Annotated in this window: 18 protein-coding genes, 1 pseudogene and 1 riboswitch; of the genes and pseudogenes, 9 read left to right on the top strand and 10 right to left on the bottom strand. The window is 53.0% G+C overall.

All coding sequences use genetic code 11. The features are described 5' to 3' along the window. From Q7J88_RS03050 to Q7J88_RS03070, 5 genes and pseudogenes are all read right to left on the bottom strand, one after another. A pseudogene (locus Q7J88_RS03050) lies at nt 1-183 on the bottom strand (electron transfer flavoprotein subunit beta); the annotation flags it as partial. A 71-nt stretch (nt 184-254) separates the two neighbouring features. After that, nucleotides 255-1073 carry a HesA/MoeB/ThiF family protein gene (locus Q7J88_RS03055; RefSeq protein WP_303720680.1) on the bottom strand — a complete coding sequence of 273 codons (819 nt, stop codon included), beginning with the start codon at nt 1071-1073 and terminating at the stop codon, nt 255-257. A 1-nt stretch (nt 1074) separates the two neighbouring features. Next, nucleotides 1075-1299 (bottom strand): MoaD/ThiS family protein, encoded by a 225-nt coding sequence (locus Q7J88_RS03060; protein WP_303720681.1) that lies wholly within the window; start codon nt 1297-1299, stop codon nt 1075-1077. Nucleotides 1300-1408: 109 nt separating this feature from the next. After that, the gene (locus tag Q7J88_RS03065) at nt 1409-3139 is read right to left on the bottom strand and encodes an aldehyde ferredoxin oxidoreductase family protein (RefSeq protein ID WP_303720682.1); all 1731 of its coding nucleotides are present in this window, start codon (nt 3137-3139) and stop codon (nt 1409-1411) included. 33 nt (nt 3140-3172) lie between these two features. After that, nucleotides 3173-3292: riboswitch (molybdenum cofactor riboswitch) on the bottom strand. 40 nt (nt 3293-3332) lie between these two features. Further along, entirely contained in the window at nt 3333-4496 is a 1164-nt protein-coding gene (locus tag Q7J88_RS03070; protein WP_303720683.1) for an iron-containing alcohol dehydrogenase, read from the bottom strand. A gap of 654 nt (nt 4497-5150) precedes the next feature. Here Q7J88_RS03070 and Q7J88_RS03075 point away from each other — a divergent pair. The 9 genes from Q7J88_RS03075 (at nt 5151) to Q7J88_RS03115 (ending at nt 13339) form a co-directional block, all read left to right on the top strand. Beyond that, nucleotides 5151-5954, top strand: a complete 804-nt coding sequence (locus Q7J88_RS03075) for a substrate-binding domain-containing protein (RefSeq protein ID WP_303720684.1) — start codon at nt 5151-5153, stop codon at nt 5952-5954. Between the two features lie 9 nt (nt 5955-5963). After that, nucleotides 5964-6650, top strand: coding sequence for an ABC transporter permease (locus Q7J88_RS03080; RefSeq protein WP_369681956.1), 687 nt, complete (start codon nt 5964-5966; stop codon nt 6648-6650). Nucleotides 6651-6654: 4 nt separating this feature from the next. After that, entirely contained in the window at nt 6655-7377 is a 723-nt protein-coding gene (locus Q7J88_RS03085; protein WP_303720686.1) for an energy-coupling factor ABC transporter ATP-binding protein, read from the top strand. 147 nt (nt 7378-7524) lie between these two features. Next, nucleotides 7525-8673, top strand: a complete 1149-nt coding sequence (locus Q7J88_RS03090) for an iron-containing alcohol dehydrogenase (RefSeq protein ID WP_303720687.1) — start codon at nt 7525-7527, stop codon at nt 8671-8673. A 26-nt stretch (nt 8674-8699) separates the two neighbouring features. Continuing rightward, complete coding sequence (locus tag Q7J88_RS03095) at nt 8700-10394, top strand: ATP-binding protein (protein ID WP_303720688.1); 1695 nt, start codon at nt 8700-8702, stop codon at nt 10392-10394. Beyond that, the gene (locus tag Q7J88_RS03100) at nt 10387-11922 is read left to right on the top strand and encodes a sigma-54 dependent transcriptional regulator (RefSeq protein WP_303720689.1); all 1536 of its coding nucleotides are present in this window, start codon (nt 10387-10389) and stop codon (nt 11920-11922) included. Before Q7J88_RS03095 ends, Q7J88_RS03100 begins: the two co-directional genes overlap by 8 nt. 105 nt (nt 11923-12027) lie before the next feature. Continuing rightward, the gene (locus tag Q7J88_RS03105; protein ID WP_303720690.1) at nt 12028-12468 is read left to right on the top strand and encodes an NUDIX hydrolase; all 441 of its coding nucleotides are present in this window, start codon (nt 12028-12030) and stop codon (nt 12466-12468) included. A gap of 48 nt (nt 12469-12516) precedes the next feature. Next, nucleotides 12517-12666, top strand: a complete 150-nt coding sequence (locus tag Q7J88_RS03110; protein WP_303720691.1) for a hypothetical protein — start codon at nt 12517-12519, stop codon at nt 12664-12666. A gap of 277 nt (nt 12667-12943) precedes the next feature. Beyond that, the gene (locus Q7J88_RS03115) at nt 12944-13339 is read left to right on the top strand and encodes a hypothetical protein (protein WP_303720692.1); all 396 of its coding nucleotides are present in this window, start codon (nt 12944-12946) and stop codon (nt 13337-13339) included. Between the two features lie 150 nt (nt 13340-13489). Here the strand turns inward: Q7J88_RS03115 and Q7J88_RS03120 are convergent, their stop codons facing one another. The 5 genes from Q7J88_RS03120 to gabT all read right to left on the bottom strand — a co-directional run bounded on the left by Q7J88_RS03120 (nt 13490) and on the right by gabT (nt 20295). Further along, complete coding sequence (locus Q7J88_RS03120; protein ID WP_303720693.1) at nt 13490-13753, bottom strand: hypothetical protein; 264 nt, start codon at nt 13751-13753, stop codon at nt 13490-13492. A gap of 27 nt (nt 13754-13780) precedes the next feature. Continuing rightward, nucleotides 13781-15619 (bottom strand): aldehyde ferredoxin oxidoreductase C-terminal domain-containing protein, encoded by a 1839-nt coding sequence (locus Q7J88_RS03125; protein WP_303720694.1) that lies wholly within the window; start codon nt 15617-15619, stop codon nt 13781-13783. A gap of 52 nt (nt 15620-15671) precedes the next feature. Further along, on the bottom strand, nt 15672-15932 hold the full coding sequence (locus tag Q7J88_RS03130; protein ID WP_303720695.1) for a MoaD/ThiS family protein: 261 nt from the start codon (nt 15930-15932) through the stop codon (nt 15672-15674). Continuing rightward, complete coding sequence (locus tag Q7J88_RS03135) at nt 15896-18883, bottom strand: NAD-glutamate dehydrogenase domain-containing protein (protein WP_303720696.1); 2988 nt, start codon at nt 18881-18883, stop codon at nt 15896-15898. Before Q7J88_RS03135 ends, Q7J88_RS03130 begins: the two co-directional genes overlap by 37 nt. A 62-nt stretch (nt 18884-18945) precedes the next feature. After that, nucleotides 18946-20295, bottom strand: a complete 1350-nt coding sequence (gabT, locus tag Q7J88_RS03140) for a 4-aminobutyrate--2-oxoglutarate transaminase (RefSeq protein ID WP_303720697.1) — start codon at nt 20293-20295, stop codon at nt 18946-18948. Nucleotides 20296-20712 lie beyond the last annotated feature (417 nt).

The following is a 20712-nucleotide window of genomic DNA, read 5'->3' on the forward strand; positions in this document are numbered from 1 at the left end:
CATCGACAGGGCGACCGCGCGCACGCCGTAATCGTCACGCAGCCGCAGACTTTCTTCCAGCGCGTGTGTGTCATAGGGGTTCATGATAAAAGGGATACCATCCCGCACCAGGGCATTGGTAACAGGATCGATCTGCACCTGTGTGGTATCGGGAACCTGTTTAAGACAAGAGATGACCTGCATGATATCAACATCCTTTCCGATATAGATTATTCCTCCGCCACTGCCCGCCCGAAACAGATGGCAGCAAAGGATCAAAGTGTTATTTCAGTAAACTCCATATCGAGCAGATCGATAGACAGTGCGCGATCATCAAGGATCGAACCTTTATCGAGCAAAAGTTTACAAACTTCGGCAACTTCCAGGGCGGCAACAACAGCTGGAGTGAAGGAGGGATTGCCCATCGTCACCTCAACACCCTTGCCATTGTCGTTATTCCCATAAAGTCGATCGAAAGACAGTGCCCCTGGCAATACGGTGCTGACATGGCCATACCAACCGCCAATCGCCCCATGCACCAGCGGGATTCCCAACAGGGTACAAACCTCAGCCAGTTCAAGTCTGACTGTCACGCTGTCAAGGCAGTCAACCACTACATCGGCGCCCCTCAACAAGCGCTCACCGTTGCCCATGCCAAACGCTTCCTGATACGCAATTACAGTCACTGCAGGATTGATCGCGCCAAGCTGCTCAACCGCAGCCGCCACTTTCGGCTGCCCAAGATTTTTAATCGATGAAAGCAACTGCCGGTTCAGGTTATGTTCCTCAAAACAGTCAGGATCTATAGCGGTAATTCTGCCAATCCCCAGCCTGGCCAGCCCTGCGAGAACGTACCCGCCGAGCCCACCGCAACCGATCACTGCGACGTGACGTGCAAAGAGTCGATGTTGTTCAGGGACCGAAAGCATCGCCCGGTTGCGCTGGTAACGGGCAGGCAGGAGTCCGTTTGCAAGTGCGATTTCCTCCACCTCAGCCAAACCTTTGCGGAAGCACTGACTGGCAGCAAACTGCGCTGCCCAGGGAAGCAGACCATTTCTGCTCCTGGCCTGTAAAAAAACGAGCAAATCGCTCATTTCAACCACCACCAACCAGCGGAAATAAGGAAATCGTATCCCCCTCACGCAACGGCTGTGCCAACTGAGCATGGCGTCCGTTAACCAGAACCACACCCAGCTCTGCCTCGGCGATTTTAAGCATTGCCGCCACCTCAGCACAGGTTGTGGTCACGGAAAGCTCAAATTCCTGAACCTTGAAACGCCCCTGACGAAAGTTGGCAAACAATTTGACCAAAATCTTCATAATGCCCCTAGATAGTCTCCCGGCAGTCACCGAGAAAAAAATTCCCGGAGTGGGACACTGTGACCCACTCCGGGCAGGAGAGAGAGTCTACACTCTCTTAAGAGACTGTTTAAAAATTCCAGAACTCATCGATTTCTTCATCGGTGAAGTCCCAGACCACGTTGTGCGGCGGAACCGGATCGACGTTAAAAAATTCGGGCAGACGATCATCCTTGTTGGTGAAACCCGCCGCGAGGTTAAATCCACGCTCGGTCTTGAGGATGTTCTTGCCAAGGTCGGTCACATCGTCACCGGTCAACTCGATGCCGAAGCGGGCATTGATCATATCGATCAGCGCCGGCAAACACTCGGGGATATCGAGCGCCGGGAAGGCAATGAAGATACACATACCTGTTGAGTCAACGGCAGCGGTAGCGATCTGCAGATTACGTGACAGCTCTACCTGACCTTCTTTCTGCAGAGGATCGACAAAACCACCGACATTCAGGATGTTGGTGGCAATGGTATATCCAGCGGTGTGGTCGGCACCCATGGTGCTGGTCGCGTAGGTGATGCCGATCCCTTTGACGCTGCGGGGGTCGTAAGCCGGGATGCCCTGATTCTTGACCACTGGAACGCGGGTCACACCGTAGGTTTTGCCGACACTGCCCGCGCCACCTCCAAGGATACGACCGAGCGGGGTCACCTTGCCGATCTCTTCTTTCAGCAGACGAATCACGCCCTTTCCGTCGCCAAAGGGAAGAATTCCGGCCTCCATTGCCACACCGAACATAACTGCGGTCTCGATTGAATCGACACCGATATCGTCCATTATATTGTCGGCCTCGGCGATATCGTCGAGAGTTTCGATGCAGCAGTTGGCTCCCAGTCCCCAGATGGTCTCATACTCGAAGCCGGAAGTTACATACTTGCCATCTTTGTCGTTGTAAACCTGAGAACACTGAATGATACAGCCGGCGTGACAACCGTGCTTGGTTTTACCTCCGCGCTCGACAATCGTATCGTGCATCGTCTCGCCGCTGATGTTGTCGTGGGCTTTAAATTGGCCATAAGTGAAGTTACGAGTTGGCAGACCGCCCGCCTCGTTGAGAATGTTCACCAGCACATTGGTCCCATAGGTCGGCAGACCTTCACCAGCAACCGGATGATCCAGCAAGGCTTTGGCAAAAGTGCGGGCCGCAACTTTAAACTTTTCCGGATCGGCGATGGTGATCGCGCCGGCACCGGTCGAGTCAATGGTGATGTACTTGATCTTCTTCGACCCCATGACCGCGCCCATCCCACCACGACCGTGGCTGCGGATCTTGCTGTCGGGATCTTTAACCGAAATATTGGCGGCAGCCATCTTCGCTTCACCGGCCTGGCCGATTGTGATAACGCCAATTTTCTTGTCGTGCTTAGCTTCAAGCGCCTCGATGACGGCAAAATTGCCCTTGCCAATCAGCTCGCTCTCTTCAGCAATTTTCACCCCATCGACGGTCAGATGGAGGCTGTAGAATTTATCGTTCTTTGGCTGACCTTCAATGATCAGCGCCTTGATCCCCATCTTGGCGAACTGCTGAGCGCTGGTACCACCGGCGTTACTTTCTTTGATGGTGCCGGTTAGCGGACTTTTGGCGCCACAGGACATGCGGCCGGAGTTGGCTGCTGGGGTTCCAGACAACAGGCCGGGGGCAAATACCAGTTTGTTATTGGGGCCGAGCGGATGGCAGGTTGGCACCACCTCCTCGGCAACGATGGTCGAGGTCAGTGCCCGGCCACCAAGACCGGCCCAGTTAGCGGGCACTTCCTCGACACTGCTGGTCAGGTCGGTCATATTTACGCGAAAAATCTTGTCCATCTCAATGATTCCCTTTCATAAAAGGTCCATACATCAACACTTATTCAATCTCCTTTCCGAAAGGGAGGCCTCACCGTTTCCAGCAAAACCCAGTGGCCTGCCACCATCAGGAGAAATCCTTTAAGGTGTTCAAGCTCGGAGATTGCCGCCGGCGAAAGCGATATCCGCCGGCGGTTTCGATCAACAAAAGCCGTTACATGGCAGCCTTATAAATTCCAATGACCTGATCGAGGGTCGCCAGACGCGGGTTTGTCAGCATACAAGCGTCCTTCTGAGCATTCTCGGACATGATCTTGAGGTCGCCTTCTTTAACATCAAGTTCGGTCAAACCGGCCGGGATACCGATGTCCGCAGACAGCTTCCGGATTGCTGCGATGCCTTTAGCTGCTGCTTCGACATCAGACAGACCGGAGATGTTCTCACCCATGGCTACGGCGATATCTGCGAAACGCTTCGGGTTGGAGATCATGTTGAACTCGCAAACCGAAGGCAGCAGGATGGCATTGCAAACACCATGCGGCAGGTTGTAGAAACCGCCAAGCTGGTGAGCCATGGCATGAACGTAACCGAGGCTGGCATTGTTAAATGCCATCCCGGCCAGGTACTCAGCGTAAGCCATCTTATCGCGTGCTTCCACGTTCTGACCGTTAGCTACTGCCGGACGCAGGTATTCTGCGATCAATTCGATCGCTTTGATCGCGCAAGCGTCGGTGATCGGAGTGGCGATGGTCGAAACATAAGCCTCGACAGCGTGAGTCAAAGCATCCATACCGGTTGCAGCGGTCAACGGAGCTGGCTTGCCGACCATCAGAACCGGGTCGTTAATGGCAACGTTAGGGGTACAGCGCCAATCCACGATCGCCATTTTGACCTTGGTGTCGGTGTTGGTGATGATGCAGAAACGGGTCATCTCCGAGGCAGTACCGGCTGTGGTGTTGATGGCGACAAACGGAGGCATCGCCTTGGTTGTTTTGTTAACCCCTTCCAAGTCACGGACATGGCCGCCGTTGGTGGCAACCATTGCGATCCCCTTGGCACAGTCGTGCGAAGAGCCGCCACCCAAAGAAATGATAGTGTCGCAACCTTTGTCCTGATAGATCTTCAGACCGTCGTGAACGTTGATGTCGGTCGGGTTTGGTTCGGCACCGTCGAAAATCTCCACGGCAACGCCGGCGGCTTCGACCTGTTCTTTGATCTGGTCGGCCATCCCCATTGACGAGATCCCCTTATCAGTAACTAGCAACGCCTTGGTACCACCAAGCGCCTTAACCTGGTCGCCAGTCTCTTTGGAACAGCCAACACCCATCAGAGACACAGTCGGAATAAAGAAGCCGTAAGTTTGATCTGCTAAAGCCATTTTTTCTCTCCTTCTTGTTGTTTGAATTTGTTTCAGCCCACTGCATCCAAAAATAGAACGCGGGTTTAGGCTATCAGCAACAACGATGCCAGCCAGAGAAAAAAATTGCTAACATACTGTAAACACAATATTAAATTTCAAACAATCCGTTACAAACAACATCTGGACTAGACCATCAGGGACCGCAAAATATCGATACAGAGCGTTCCGATTTGGAGCGATGTGAGCCAATAAGGGCAGCTACTACCCCCCCAAAAAGCAGAAGAGCGATGAGTGACATTCAGCTACATTCTGGAACGTATTGCCCCAAAACAGCACACCCCCTCCCCTTCAATGGTCATTTCGCATGAGGCTATTTTTGCCATCTCTTTCTCTCATAAAAGACTCAGCAAAAATTTGGCCGATATTCGCATCGCGTATACAAAACAGCGTTCAAAGACGGGGACTTACTCCAACCGACAGCACTCTTTGACAAGTACGCTCGTAAGAGCTACGAAGAAGCTCACAACTAAATTGACACAGCTTTTGCAAAACCCTGCTCAGTCTCTGGCTAGACAAACGCCTACCCATTTAAAAAGAAACGCACTAACAGGAACTTAACAGTTCATAGAGAAAATCATCTAAAAACAGATATGTTCAGGGAGTTATGACGACATGAAGGCTTTAATCCAATTACTGCTTAGCACCTTTCTGCTGACGACCTTAATCACCCCGGGACTGGCCAGCGAGCACCTGCGGCTGGCGACCACAACCTCGACCGAAAACTCCGGCCTGCTGGCTTACCTGCTGCCGCCGTTCGAGAAAGCCAATGACTGCGTAGTCGACGTGATCGCTGTCGGCACCGGTAAAGCGATCAAGCTGGGCGAAACTGGCGACGTCGATGTCATCATGGTGCATGCCCGCAGCAAGGAAGATAAGTTTGTGGCGCAAGGGTATGGCGTCGACCGACTCGACATCATGTACAACGACTTTGTCGTTCTTGGTCCGGACAGCGATCCAGCTGGCGTCATGGGAACCAAGGACGCTGCCACCGCTATGGCAAAGATTGCCGCCAGCAAAAGTACCTTTGTTTCCCGTGGCGACGATTCCGGCACCCACACCCGAGAAAAACAGTTGTGGAAAAAAGCAGACGTAACACCTTCTGGCGACTGGTACTTGGAAGCGGGCCGCGGCATGGGGGAAGTGATCGTCATGGCTGGCGAGCGCCAAGGTTACACTCTGAGCGACCGCGGTACCTACATCGCTTATTCCGATAAAACCCCGCTGAAGATCGCAGTAGAAGGTGATGCGGGCCTGTTCAACCCTTACGGCGCAATCATGGTCAATCCGGTCAAGCATCCGCACGTCAAAGTCGAACTAGCGAAAAAATTCCTTAATTTTCTCGTGTCCGACGAAGCGAAAAAGCTGATCACCGGCTTCCGCAAAGGCGGCAAGCAGCTATTTTACATTGCTGAATAAGGAACTCTGTTGGGCTACTTAGGCGACTCACTCGTAACAGCCATCGAACTGATCTTCAGCTTCGATCGGGAGGTCCAGATGACTGTCTGGACCTCACTTTACACCTCCAGTACGGCGATTGTCATCGCACCAGCCCTAGGGATACCGATCGGCTTGTGGTTGGCCCTCAGCCGCTTCCGCGGCCGGCAGTTGGCGATCTCCCTGCTCAACACACTGATGGCGTTACCGACAGTGGTAATCGGTCTGCTGCTGTTCGGTCTGTTCAGTCGTCAGGGACCACTCGGCCCGTTCGGCCTGTTGTTTACCCCCTGGGCAATGATCGCCGGACAGGTGGTGCTGGCCACGCCGATCGTTGCCAACCTGGTGCTGGCTGCGGTTACCGGGGCGGACAACCGCATTATCAACACAGCCCTGACTCTAGGCGCCTCACAGTTCCAAGCCGCCCTGCAGCTGTTACGCGAGATCCGCTTCGGCGTGATGGCATCTATAATCGCCGGTTTCGGTCGGGTCGTCGCCGAAGTCGGGGTGGCGATGATGCTTGGAGGCAACATCCGAAACAGCACCCGCACCATGACTACAGCCATTGCGCTGGAAACCAGCAAAGGCGAGTTCTCTTTCGGGTTGGCTCTCGGGATCGTATTGATGACCGTGGCCCTTCTTGTCAACTTGGGATTGAATATTTTGCAACAGAGATGAATTAATGGACGGACGACTAAGTGTAAATAACCTGATCCTCAGGCAGGGAAAAACCTTCAGCCTGAAAGTCAGCCAGCTGGAGTTGCTACCACGCCGTATCTACGCCTTGACCGGACCGAACGGAGCCGGAAAAAGCACCCTGCTGAAGCTGTTGGCGTTTCTGACGGTTCCTCAGCAGGGAACAATCAGAATTTCCGGTTGCCACGGAGGACTGGGAGCTCAGCGTCGGCAAGTCACCTTGGTCGAGCAGTCTCCTTACTTGCTGGACGGTACGGTCGCTGACAATCTGGTATATGGCCTGAAACTTCGCAGCATTACCGGCCGGGAGCGCCAACAACGCATCGACTCGGCATTACAGCGTGTCGGGCTAGCAGGCTTTGCCCAGCGCCGCAGCGACGAACTCTCCGGGGGCGAGACACAACGTGTCGCCCTGGCGCGAGCCCTGGCACTACAGCCAAAGGTTCTTCTACTGGACGAGCCGACTGCCAATTTCGACAATATGAGCCTGGCTATTTTCGACGAATTACTGAGAACACTGCCCGACGAAGGGATCACGGTCATCTTCTCCACCCACGATCCGTCACAGCCGGAACGCCTGAGAGGAGAAACCATCCGTATCGACAACGGACGTCTGCTCAATACCCCGCACCGGGTAAAAACGTCTGGCAATCTGCCACGGAACGAAAAACGGCCATGGCCGGAAGCCTTAAACATGTATGCGCGCTGATCCTTAGTCGAATTGCCCTGCTTGCTGAAACAGGTGGTCGTTCAGCAACATTGCTGCCAAACGAGAAAAACAGGGATATTTCTGCGATAATGGTTCAATCAACAGCAGTGAACCACAGATCCGATACCACAATAAGAAAGAATAGTTATGAACATCAGTAAATTTGTCACCCCGGAAATTATTTTTGGCTGTGGCTCGCTGAGCCAGGTTGGCGAAAGCGCCCTGCGCCTGGGAGCCTCCAAAGCCTTTGTCGTCAGCGATCCGGAAGTAATCAACGCCGGCTGGGCCGACCGGGCCATCGACTACCTGAAACAGGTCGGGCTGAAGACCGAGCTGTTCGCCGACCTGACCACCAACCCGAAAGACACCGAGGTGGAAAAAGGGGTGAAGACATACCTGAGCTCAGGCTGTGACGCGATTATTGCTGTCGGCGGCGGCAGCCCGATCGATGTTGCCAAAGCAGTGGCCATGCTCGCCACCAACGACGGCTGGCTGCAACAGTTCGAGGGGATCAACAATATTTCCCGGCCACTGCCACCGATGGTCATGGTGCCGACCACCGCAGGTGCCGGTTCCGAGGTGAGTCAGTTCACCATCATCATCGACACTGCCCGCAAACTGAAGATGTCGATCATCTCCAAATCGCTGGTTCCGGACATCGCCATTGTCGACCCCGAGCTACTGCACACCAAGGACAGTCTGTTGGCCGCAGCTACCGGCGTCGATGCCCTGACCCACGGGATCGAATCGTACGTTTCGCTGGCGGCGACCCCGCTAACCGATATTCATGCCATCAACGCCATCCGCCTGATTTCGCAGAACCTGCGACAGGCCGTCCGTGACCGAAATGATATCGAAGCGAACACCAACATGGCGATGGCCAGCCTCTCGGCCGGGATCGCGTTCTCAAACGCCATCCTCGGCGCCACCCACGCCATGACTCACCAGGTTGACGGTCTGATCGATCAGCACCATGGCGAGACCAATGCTGCGATACTGCCACATGTCATGGAATTCAACCTGAGTGCCGTTCCGGACCGCTACGCCACCATTGCCTCAGCCATGGATAGGCAGGTTCAAGGGATGCCGGCAACCGAAGCCGGAGTCCTGGCGATCAATGCGGTCAACGAGTTATTGCAAGATATCGGCCTGGCCAAGGGATTGGGAGAAATCGGCATCAAACCGGAGATGATTAGGGCTCTGAGCAAGAACGCCCTCAACGATGCCTGCCTGATCACCAATCCGCGCGAGGCAAATCTGCAGGATATTGAGGACATATTCTTCAAGGCACTGTAGCTGCATATTCGACTTAGGGGGTCGCTGTGAAAAATCGCGAGAAACTGCTGGAACAACTGACCGGGGTCAACTCCTCGAAGCTCAACTATTATGTCGAGTTGAAAAAAACCACTGAGGACGCGCTCAAACAGAACAGTCGCCTGGAGATTCTCCACCAGCTGACTCGCGATATCAACATCGACATGTCGATTCAAGACATCCTCGACCGCACTTTCAACAAACTTCCACAAGCACTCCCTTGTACCTTTATGGGGATCATTGTCCTGAAAAAAGGAAAATTGCAGCTGAAAGCTGTGGCTCCGCGTGACTACTGCCGCATCGATCATTTTCCAGACGATGCCCCCTCCTGGGAGGTCATCCGAAACAAAACGGCCGGCATTTTCGAGGCGAATCACGGCCCCAGTTCGCACGTTTGGTACAATAAGGAATACGCAGAGACCTTAACCTCTTTTGCAATCGCCCCGATGTTTGAACGTGCCCAAGTGATCGGCGCGCTGGTTGTTGGCCGCTCGACCGAAGCCCCTTTCTCCAAGGCCGAGCTGAACTTTACCAGTCACCTGGCCGATCAGATGGCAATCAGCATCCAGAATGCGCGTCTGTATAAACAGGTTTCACGCACTACCAAAGAGTGGGAAGAGACCTTCAAGGCTGTGACCGATCCGATTTTCCTGGTCGATGTCGACTACAATGTGCTGCGCCATAACGGCCGACTACCTCCCGAGCTGAGTCAACCCTGGCAACAGGCCCTGAGCAACAAATGCTTTGCTCTTCTGCATGGCCAGTCGGATGTCTGCCCGAACTGTCCAATCGAAGAGATAAAACGCACCGGCCAACCGATGCAACGCAACTGGCAGACCGATTCAGGGACGCTGTTGGAAATCTATTACTACCCGGTTTTCAACGAAGAAAAGCAGCTGGTAGCGATCACCATTATCCTCAAGGACGTCACCCAGAAAACCAAAATGGAAGCACAGCTGGTTCACTCGGCCAAGCTTGCGGCTCTCGGTGAGATGGCTGCCGGTGTTGCGCACGAGCTGAACAGCCCGATGACGGTCATCATCGGCACCGCCCAGATGTTAGCACGCGAGCAGGAAACCGACTCCCCCGAATTTGAAAGCCTGCAGGATGTGATCAACTGTGGCTTACGTTGCAAACGAATTATTCAGAACCTGCTGACCTTCTCCCGCCAAGATCAAGTTCCGATGACCGAAATCGACCTGAACGAGCAGGTCAGACGGGTACTTGGATTGATTCGCTATCAGATTAACCGTAACCAGATCCAGTTGCTCGATAAGCTTGACCCTAACCTGCCGCTGGCAACGGCTAATGGCGCACAGATACAGCAGGTCATTACCAATCTGATGATCAACGCCCGCGACGCCTTGAATGAATCGCCGCGACGCAAAAAACAGATTACCGTCTCCTCCGGAGTCCGGGAGGTGAACGGTCAATCCTGGGTCGTGCTCAGTGTAACCGACAACGGAATCGGCATTGCTCCAGAGAATCTGAAAAAGATTTTCACCCCTTTCTTCACCAGTAAAGATGCGACCAAAGGGACCGGCCTCGGCTTATCGGTCAGCCTCGGAATTGCCGAATCACATTCGGGAACCATGGAAGTCGAAAGCAAATTGGGCAAGGGAAGTACCTTCTCTCTGATACTGCCCTTGCCCGAAAACACCTCGAACGAGCCTCTTGCAATTAAGGTAGATAACATTGAATGAGAAGCGAATACTGATCATTGATGACGAAGTGGATGTCTGCAACTTTTTTAAACGCCTGCTTGCAAAGAGAGACATTCAAGTAGTCACAGCGACCAATGAGAAAGAAGCACTTTCAGCACTGGAAAACTACCCATTCAGTGTGGCGATGGTCGATTTGAAGCTCCCCGACACCGACGGGCTGACCCTGCTGCAGTACATCAAAAACGCTCAACCAAGCTGTGAAGTCATCATCATGACCGGCTTCAGCACGATCAAAACGGCGGTCCAGGCGATGCAGTGCGGAGCATTTGAGTACATCGAGAAACCATTTGATGACATCGACGAGCTAGAGACACTGATCGACAAGGCCGCCGACCATGTACATAAGCTGCAAACGGGGCAGGTCGAAAAGGAAGAGTGGGACGCCATCGCCGAACGGGTCGGCTTCTTTGTCGGCCGCTCTCTGGAAATGCGTCGCATGGTCGGTTTGACTTACAAGATCGCCGCCAAAAATATCAACATTCTGATTCAGGGCGATACCGGGACCGGTAAAGAGGTGCTGGCCCGCTTCATCCATGCTGCATCAAACCGAGCCGATCAACCCTTCATTGCCGTCAACTGCGGAGCGCTACCGGAAAACCTACTGGAAAGTGAACTCTTCGGCCATGAGCGCGGTGCGTTCACCGGTGCCAACCAGTCGCGCCGAGGCATCTTTGAGCTGGCGCATCGAGGCACCCTGTTTTTGGACGAGATCGGTGATGCCAGTCCCTCGATCCAGGTTAAGCTGCTCCGCGTCCTCGAAACCGGCGAGTTCTGTCGTGTCGGCAGCGAACGACCAATTAAGACCGATGTCCGGATTATTTCCGCCACCAATGTCGATCTGGAAAAAGCGATCGAAGAAAAATCGTTCCGCGAAGACCTTTACTACCGGCTCAATGTCGTTCGCCTGTCAACGCCCACCCTTGCGCAGCGTCGTGAAGACATCAAAGCGCTTTCCGAGCATCTGATCCGGCAGTACAGCCCTGGCCTCAAACTGCATCCCAAAGCGGCCGAGATACTGGAGAACTACTCCTGGCCCGGAAACATCAGGGAACTGGCGAACATCCTGCGCCGAGCTGTCGCGCTGTGCGACGGAAACACGATCAGTGTTCCGCACTTGTCATCCCGGTTGTCCGAGGAGCGCCCGAACCGCTCCGACCGACTACAACTCACCGCAGCAGAAGAACCGAAAGCAACGGCCACCGCACAACGGCCGGATGATTTCTGGCAGAACTACGCCGACGAAGACCATCTGCAAAACTTAAGCCCCGGAGAACTGAACCAGCTGCTGCTATCGCTTCGCGGGCTGGAAAAAATGCTGCTTAAGGTCATGCGCAGCAAAGGAATCAAACCACCGCAAAGCCGTATTCTCAAGGAGTCAGAAGCCGAAGCCATTAAAAAAACTCTGGAGGAAAACCGCTGGAACATTACTGCTTCAGCCAAAATCCTCGGCATTGCCCGCAACACTCTGCACCGCAAGATCAAGACTTACGGGCTGGATCAACATTAAACTTATTCAGAGAAGATTCTCTAGAGAGTATTCAGAACCAGCAGTACTTTATGACTGGGCGATGTGCCTTTTGCAATGCCTGCTATATGACGAAAAGAGCCAACCATGCCTAACAACAGCCTCAAGTGTCCCAACTGCAACGCTACCGTCACCACCTATCGCAACCCATTCCCGACGGTCGACATCATCATCAGACAGGGAGAACAGATCGTGCTGATCGAACGCAAAAACGAACCGTTCGGTTGGGCCCTCCCCGGCGGCTTTGTCGATTACGGCGAAAGCCTGGAGCAGGCAGCACTGCGTGAAGCCCAGGAAGAAACTGCCTTGGACCTGAAACACCTAAAGCAGTTTCACGCTTATTCCGAGCCTGATCGCGATCCACGTCAGCACAATATTTCTGTAGTTTTTACAGCTGAGGGCGAGGGCCTGCTGTGCGGCGGCGATGATGCGGCCCAAGCCAAATTGTTCTACCTTGATGCACTGCCACAGCTCTGTTTCGATCACGCCAAAATCTTAGCCGATTACCGGAACAGCCTTACCGGCTAAGCTTGATCGCCTCATTACATCTATTTAATCACGATAGAGAATAACCAGATGACAACAACGCCTAATACAAGCATTCGCCTCTTCGGCAATCTGCACAGTCTACGTCTCGAACGTGGCCTCTCACCAACTGCCGAAACCTGCCTGATCCAGAAGGTCGAACGGCCTCTTCTGTGGCTGAAGAGCTTGATCTGCCGCTAGAGCGAGTCGAAGGTGTTTTTTGCAATCACATCGCATGCAGCCTTGATAAAAATCTAAAACCAGATGATGAAATCGCCCTTATTCCAACCGGAGTTCCTGGACCGCACCGCTTCATGCTCGGTATTCATAACCGTCATAAATGATTGAAGCTAAAAATAATACTCATCACAAACAGTGGTTTTAAACTATAAAGTTTCTAAGCACAGATGCTGTCGGTTTCCTTCTCTAGCGGGCGGGCGTTAACCTCACAGAGAATTAAAAGCAAAGACATAGGAATATGACCTACCAAAAAAACAACGAACCAGGAAAGATTGGAAGGGTGGCCGACCGCCCTGATCCGGTAAGGTATTTATCTATCCTTGTCAGGTCATTACACCAAATTGCAGTGGCTCTTTTTATCGGTTCTTTTCTCTTCAACGACAATGATCGGATAACGGGAACTTTTTTGATTTTTGTCGCCTCAAGCGGGCTGCTCTTATTGGCATTGGAGGGGCTAAGGCACCGGCAATTTTACCGGGAGTTTTTTGGGCTTATTACTTTTATTAAATTTGTCATCATAGGTTTTTCCTACCATCACCTGTTGCCGCCGACGCCAGCTTTGATGTTTGTCTATTTCATAGCTGCAACCATTTCACATGCTCCCAAACGAATAAGACATCGACTGATTTTTTAACTCTCATCACGAGCAAATTATGCAACCGGTTTTGAAACCGGTGTCCCGTCCTGAAATAAGTCTCCTCGGTGTAAACTTATTTCAGGACGGAACACCGTAAAAAAGGGCCTGACGCCGGAGACGTCAGGCCCTTTGCTGAGTAGTTACAAGTTATCGTGCCGGCAGCACGCAGTTACGCCAGGACCAACGGGTCTGATCGGCAAAACGAGGTAAACTGAGCAGCCTTTTTACGTCCGATTTCTGCACTGTCCCCTCTGCTGCATAAAGGCGAACCATGACACTGAACTTTTCGAGTTTAGCAACGACTCCTTTGCCGCGGCGGTAAAATCCATTTTCCACCCAGTGCACGGAAACATCCATTCCCAGCTGCAGTTTCTGATCGCCGCGAGTCAGCTCATAGAGATTATCGACCAAGGTATGTCCTCCCTTGTTCCCAACGCATTAATTCAGGATTCCTTCCAGCTCTGGCTCGAAAATTTCCCAGACCCGTTTTTCCAATTGGTCAATAAATTCGCGGCTGGTGATGTTTGGTAGTTTAATGTGAGGATTCGGCTTGTCGATGGTTTCTGCAGGAATGCGGAATTCGTCTTTGCTATAACCCTGACGCATCTCCAATGCCAGTCCACGCAAAAAGGCGCGGCGCACAGCAGCGCGAACATCAGCAATGGTGACATCGAAGTTAAATTCACTTTTCAGGCAATCGACCACCATCTGCGTACCGATTCCCTTGGCGATATCGAAAAATTTGCACAGTCCGATCATGTCGAAGCCTACTATATGCAGCTTGTCCTCGGTGACCCCCCGCACCCAGGAGTCGAGATCCGACTTCCCTTCGCGCGTCAGCAAACCGTAGGTACCCATCGACATATGGCCTCCGGCAATCGCCCAGGCATAACCGGGGTTACTTTCTGGCTGATACGCTGGTAACTCCAGCCCCTTAACCTGATAGGCGTAAGCGGTTTCTCCAAGCTGTTCCGACAAGCGCATCAATCCTTGTCCGACATCCGGGCAGTCTCCCGTTCCCGCCCGGATGATCAGGTCACGGGCCTTTTCATAATCGCCAAAACGGGCACCATTGAGAATCGGTGCCTCCGGGTGTCGCTCGTTGTAGGCCATCACATAAGCGATGGTGACACCGAGAGAAATTGAGTCCATACCGTAGTTGTCACCCAGCTGGATCAGCCGAGCGGCCTGACCGGCATTGTGAATCCCGATATTGGTGCCAAGCAGATTGAGCGGCTCGTAGTCGAACTTGGCTAGAAACTCCCCTTTATTGCCATCGACATTTTTTTCGGAAATATTGTTGTGGCAGGCGATCCCGCAACGGTAACAGGCCTCCGTCTGGATGTGATAGTCGGGCTCAACGTTTTCGCGGAACAGCTTTTCAGGGATATCGTTTCCCGCCGGGCGAAAATTGTTATAAGGAACGGCATGGAACTCCTGCAGCACATCGTATGCCGCCCAGGTTCCACCACCACCGCCACGGCTGAGCGGCTGGATGCGGACCGAGCCGCCCCCTTTGATAACGTTGAGATTGGCCGCTTTAACCAGCTCGCTCGGCTTGCGGACTTTATCCTTACTCTGTGCGACCAGAGCGAGAACGTTCTTGTAACCCATCAGGCTGCCCATGCCGCCCCGACCGGCGAAACGGCACTTGTCCTCTTTCGACTTTAGTTGGTTCTCGGTCGAGAGAGCCACAGCGCCCATATAATTGTTTTTCCAGTTTTCCCCTGCCGGACCGATGGCGGCAAAATGCGCATCGGGATATTCTTTCTGCAGAGCCATAATTTTATCGTGCGTCGACAGACCGAGCAGGTGTTCGGCCGGTTTCAATTCAACTTTGGGACCGGAATCGCTCTCGCTGATCACCACGTAGACCGGATGCTCCGAGCGGTTCTCGAAAATCAGCTCATCCAGGCCGGTCCACTTGAATTTGGCTCCAAACTTGCCGCTGCCGGTTGACCACATAGCTGCCGGCAAACCTTTCTTTGAACCTTTGATCGGGCTATAACCGGAAAAATAGGTCCGCAAAGCGGTCATCACGGTTGATCCGGTCAGCAACCCGGTATTGATAATCAATGGGTTCTCGTCACAATAAGCGTTGTCAATCTGCCGCTGTGCCAGTTCCTGAAAGGAACGGCCGAAACCACCGAGCACATCCTCAAAATTCCGACAGGGCACATTGGCAAATTCCTTTGTCCCGCAGTGCAGATCAACTATGCAACGGTGGTAGGAAACTGCTGCCGACTCTGAGACCGGATCAGTCGTTTGAATATTCATAAAAACATGTCCTTTGTTCTGTTTGCTGAAAAAATCTTTACTTACTTACCTATTAGCCGCCGTCGACAAATGGCATCAGCACAACGCTGTCCTTCGGCTTCAAAACCGTTTCGCTACTAGTATGAAGGCCGTTCAACAGGATGATCCCTAGATGTTGAAGCGGTAATTCAAGCCTCTCAATAAGCTCCTCAATTTTAGTTCCGTCCCTGCAGATTATGTCCTGTTGGACAAAACGGCCGGTTTTGAACAGCCCGACCAGCTTGACATGAACCAACATCAAGCCGCGACCGCATGGAGCCTGCGCAGATGACATTCGATCAGATCCTGATAGTTGTCTTTGTCCCCACCGTTATAAACCAGTGAGGATGAAATCTCACTGGCCAGAATCGCCTGCTTGATTTTACTCGGCAGGTTGTCGATCCGCTGTTGCAACAATGGGTCTTCTACGACGCATTTCGGCAGATGGCGAACCAGAGTCTGCCGATAAAGTGGTTCATCACAAAGTTGCTGATTGGCCGAGAAGAAGCTGAACAGTTTGGCGTACCGCTGGTTGATTTCCCGACTGATCTGATCGGACAGTTCCGTGTAACAGGCATCTCCTTGCGCTTCGCAATGACGACGGAAGATCAGGCGCGCTTCATCCTCGGAGCGTCGGTTAAGAATCCCCAGCACATCGCCAACATACTGCGACTTGAGCGCGAGAAATTCATCATCACTCAACAATAGGTTGGCAATGATCTCGTACGAAGAAGAGATCACTCCGCACTTGTTGGCCGAGCAATCGCGCATGACCACCACCCCTTTTTTCTGCAGTTCGAGCCGCGCCTGCGGAGTAATGAAAGAATTCGCCCCCTCAACGATTGCCCGGGTATTCGGGGAGCCATCGGCAGCGAAGAACCGCTGGCAGTTGTGTTCGTCGACCGTTTCCGGTCGACCACCGGCCGGAATAAACAGATCGGCTTCGACCTCAAACAGCAGCCGGTCATACTTGCGGTAAAAATCGTCGGTTGAAATCCATTCTTCCGCGAGCACTCCCACTTCGCTGCGCACCATTTTGTACAGCTTGCGCATACCGTCCCAGCGGGTCTGCTGGCGGTAGATAATGAACCCGCCATCATGTAGAGCCTGCGGGTCGAATGCCTGCAGATCCTCATTGAGCAGAATCGCCTGCAATGCCTTGGCCTCAGCCCCCTTCGGGTCGAACAGTGCACCGGTACCGTCAACGATCAGGCGGATCTGTACCTGTGGGCAACGTTCCAGCAACAGGCGCATGGCGTTTCCGGCAACATCTCCATTCGGTCCACCGGTGAGTTTGACACTGAAGGGATCGCGCCGCGGGTCGATGCCCAGTTCCTCCAGCGTAATTTCGGCAAAACGCACCACGCCGATCGAGGTAACACCAAATTCCTTATGGTTGATACCGATCTTCTTACTCGACATGATGCCGCTGCCGAGCAGGTAGCCGCGCCGGGTTGCCTGTTTGGCTATCAGTTCGACCATGCTGTCGTGCATGTTTTCGTCGGGCCCCAGTTCGATCGGTTCGTCATCACGGTAGTAATCGACCACCTGCTGATGCTTGGCGACACCGTTCTCGGTGACATACAGATCGAGGAAAGCGTTGATGAAACCGTACTGCAGCTTGTAAAGGCGCTGCTTGATCTGCTCCGGGTCGGCGTTGCTGCCAGCGTCGAGGATGGCGACCAGCTTCGAGCCCCCTTCGTAGATATCTTTATTCTTCAGGTGCTGGGTGTGCGCCAACACATAGTTCTCGCGGAACAGGGTATTGGCGGCGGTCACATAATCGTCGCGCCCCTGAGTAATCAGGGTACGCCAACCACCGCGGGCGATATCGGAGAAGCCGATGTGATATCCCGAACCAAACCGGCCGGAAAAGTAGCTAATGCGGAACGGCCGATCGGTCGGCAGATCAGCGGTAAATTCCATGCCAATTTCCTCCAGATAGGCCGGATCGACCCGAAATGCCAAGGCCTGCTTTTCAGCAACAAAGAAGTTGGTCTTCACCGTATGGCGGATAAAGGCAAGACAACAGCGGAAGATGGTGCGGCGGTACTGATCGAGGAAGCGCCGGCCACTGTTGAAATTCTCGATCGACTCGCTGGTCTCAGCTAACAGGAGCTGGTATTGCTGATCCCGTTCGGGCTGTTGCGGATCGAAGCGGACCCGGAATAATTTGACCAACTGCAGAGCGATCTCCGGATGGTTGTGAAAAGCACGCATAACCCCTTCGAGATCGAAACTGTCGGGATGATTGTGTGCCAGATTGGTATGACAAAAGCCAATGAAAGCTCGAATCAGTGTGGCATCCGGGCCACTGGCCAGACCGCCACGAACCAGCTTACGGTAGGCTTGCGAACTACTTGGCAGCAGCTGGATGTTGTAGAGTTCCTGCTGCAACTCGACAAAACGCTCGTTTCCTTTCGCCAGTTTAGCCTCTGCCCGGGTGCGGAGATAGAAGGTGGCAAGAAAATAGGGGTGCACACCGTTGCTCAGTTTCAACCCGTAAGCTCGCTTGATTTGGTAGCCAAGCCGATTAAAAACCTCTAGAATCTGCGGCAGAAAACTTTTCTGCGGCGGGTTGGCAACCCCAAACAAGACACGGCATTCCGGCAAACCGTCGAGACCTTCTGCTTGCTCGACAGTCAGATAGATCCCCTCATGCTGCACGGTTTTCTGGTAAAGCCAGAGCAACCGAGCTACCCGTTCGGGCGGCGAGATGCGCACATACGTTTCATTGTTCAACCAGAGCAGTTTCAACAGTTTGGCACAAATTCCGGCATCAAAATCGGCGTAGGATTGGGCAAAGGCACCAAGAACATTGTCCCAGATATCGATTGGGATCGTCGGCGCGGCGGCCGTAGCGATGTCCTGATCTTTTTTAACGTCAAAGGCAAAACGCAGCACTTCAAGCTTATGTTCGGTCTGCGGCAGTGAAGCGTAGGAAGAATTGAACTGCAGATAGGAGATGTCCCGCTCCGGCGCGGCCCGCAAGGCAGCATAAAGTGATCCAGGAACGCTGAGCTGAGCCTGCATCAGCAGTTCATCTCGATCGACCAGCACCAGTCGCCGGTCTCGTTGCAGCTGGTGCAGCCCGTTCGCCAGGCTCGCCAGAGCCTCAACCTGATCGGTGTTGGTGATAAAAAAATAGGGGTGCATCTGTTGTTTCAACCACTCCAGATGCTCCCCGCTTTTGACATTGTTTAAGCTGATTTTGCTCTGAATCTTATGAGAGATTTCGCAGTTCACGGTTTAGCCCCCGCAACAAAAAAAGTCCCCACTGAACCCCGTCGTTCAGTGGGGACTTGAATTTATTTCTCAGTCAGAACGATAGACAAAACTTCGGCGAAGATATTCAGCCCTTTTTCCAGCTGCTCATCGGTCAGAACCGTCGGGGGAAGGAAGCGGATAACGTTGCCAAAAATTCCGGCCCCCATAGTCAACAGACCACGCTTGAAACACTCCTGTATAATTGCCGGCACTGCATCTTTAAAAGGCTCTTTGGTCTGCGGATCCTTGACCAATTCGATCGCAGCCATCGAGCCTAGTCCGCGAATATCACCAATCTGCGGATACTGCTGTTGCAGTTCACGCATCTTCTCCACAATCCGTGAACCGATCTTCTCGGCGCGACCGGGAAGATGCTCTTTTTCCATCAGTTCGATGGTTGCCAGTGCGGCGGCACAGGAAACCGGATTACCACCATAGGTGCCGCCAATCATACCGGCATCAGGGGCATCCATGATCTCCGCCTTACCGACCACTGCGGACAACGGCATCCCGGAAGCAATCCCTTTAGCCATGGTCATCAGATCCGGCTCAACACCGAAATGCTCGCAGGCAAACATCTTACCGGTACGAGCAAAACCGGACTGGACTTCATCGGCAATGAAGACGATGCCGTACTTTTCACAGATCTGCTTGAGGCCGGGAAGGAATTCGTTCGGCGGGACGATGAAGCCGCCCTCCCCCTGCACTGGCTCGATGATCATCGCGGCAATGCTCTCTGGGGCAACTTCGGAGATAAAGAAACGCTCAAACGCTTCCAGGCAGGTCATCTGGCAATCTGGATAGCTGGCTTTGTACATACAACGGTAGCAATTTGCTGACGGAGCTTTATAGACTTCTGGGGCGAAAGGACCGAACTGGTATTTGTACGGCTTGACCTTGCTTGTCAGGCTCATGGTCATCAGGGTACGACCGTGGAAACCGCCTTCGAAAGAGATCACGCCCGGGCGTTTGGTATAAGCCTTGGCAATTTTTACGGCGTTCTCCACCGCCTCGGCACCACTGTTGACGAACATCGCTTTTTTAGGGCTGTTGCCGGGGGCAATCTGACAAAGCTTCTCAGCGAGTTCAATGTACGGGTCGTACATCCCCACCATAAAACAGGAATGCAGCAGCTTGTCAGCCTGTTGTTTGATCGCATCAACAACACTTTGCGGACAGTGACCGGCATTGATCACACCGATACCACCGTAGAAATCGAGATAGGTGTTGCCGTCCAGATCTTTAACTTCGGCTCCTTGAGCCGATTCGATGATCATCGGAAAAAGACTGGAAATTCCTTTGGCAACATATTTCTCTTTTTTAGCGACAAGACTTTGGGTTTTATCTTCTTGCAGCTGTTCGATAACAGCCACATTGCCTACTTCATACATGGCTCACTCCTTAGGGGCTAAGCATTTCTATTCTGTTGGTATCGTGCCCCGTCCGGCCTCTCCTCCGAACCATTGGCAGCGAAATATAATATTGCTGCCTATAGATCAAGGAATATGCCACGAAGATAACCATCTGTTATTACTAGTGATAACAAAATCTCCAGCAACCTTTTCCCAGCAAGGTCAACTCTTGGCGTCAACCAGAGTTGTCGACGTCAACCCAGGTTGACGTCGACAAGTGAACACCTTGTGCTGCAAAGTTTCGAGATATTCAAAAATCGAGTAGGGTGAGGTGGGTTGATCAATACCCACCTCATCCCTCTCACAGAACCGTGCGTACGGGCCTCGTACACGGCTCCTGTCCATCCTCCCTCAATCACGCTGAGACAGGCGGGGTCTACAACGCTCCCTCCCCTG

This window comes from Malonomonas rubra (assembly GCF_003247215.1).
Taxonomy (GTDB): Bacteria; Desulfobacterota; Desulfuromonadia; order Desulfuromonadales; family Geopsychrobacteraceae; genus Malonomonas; species Malonomonas rubra_A.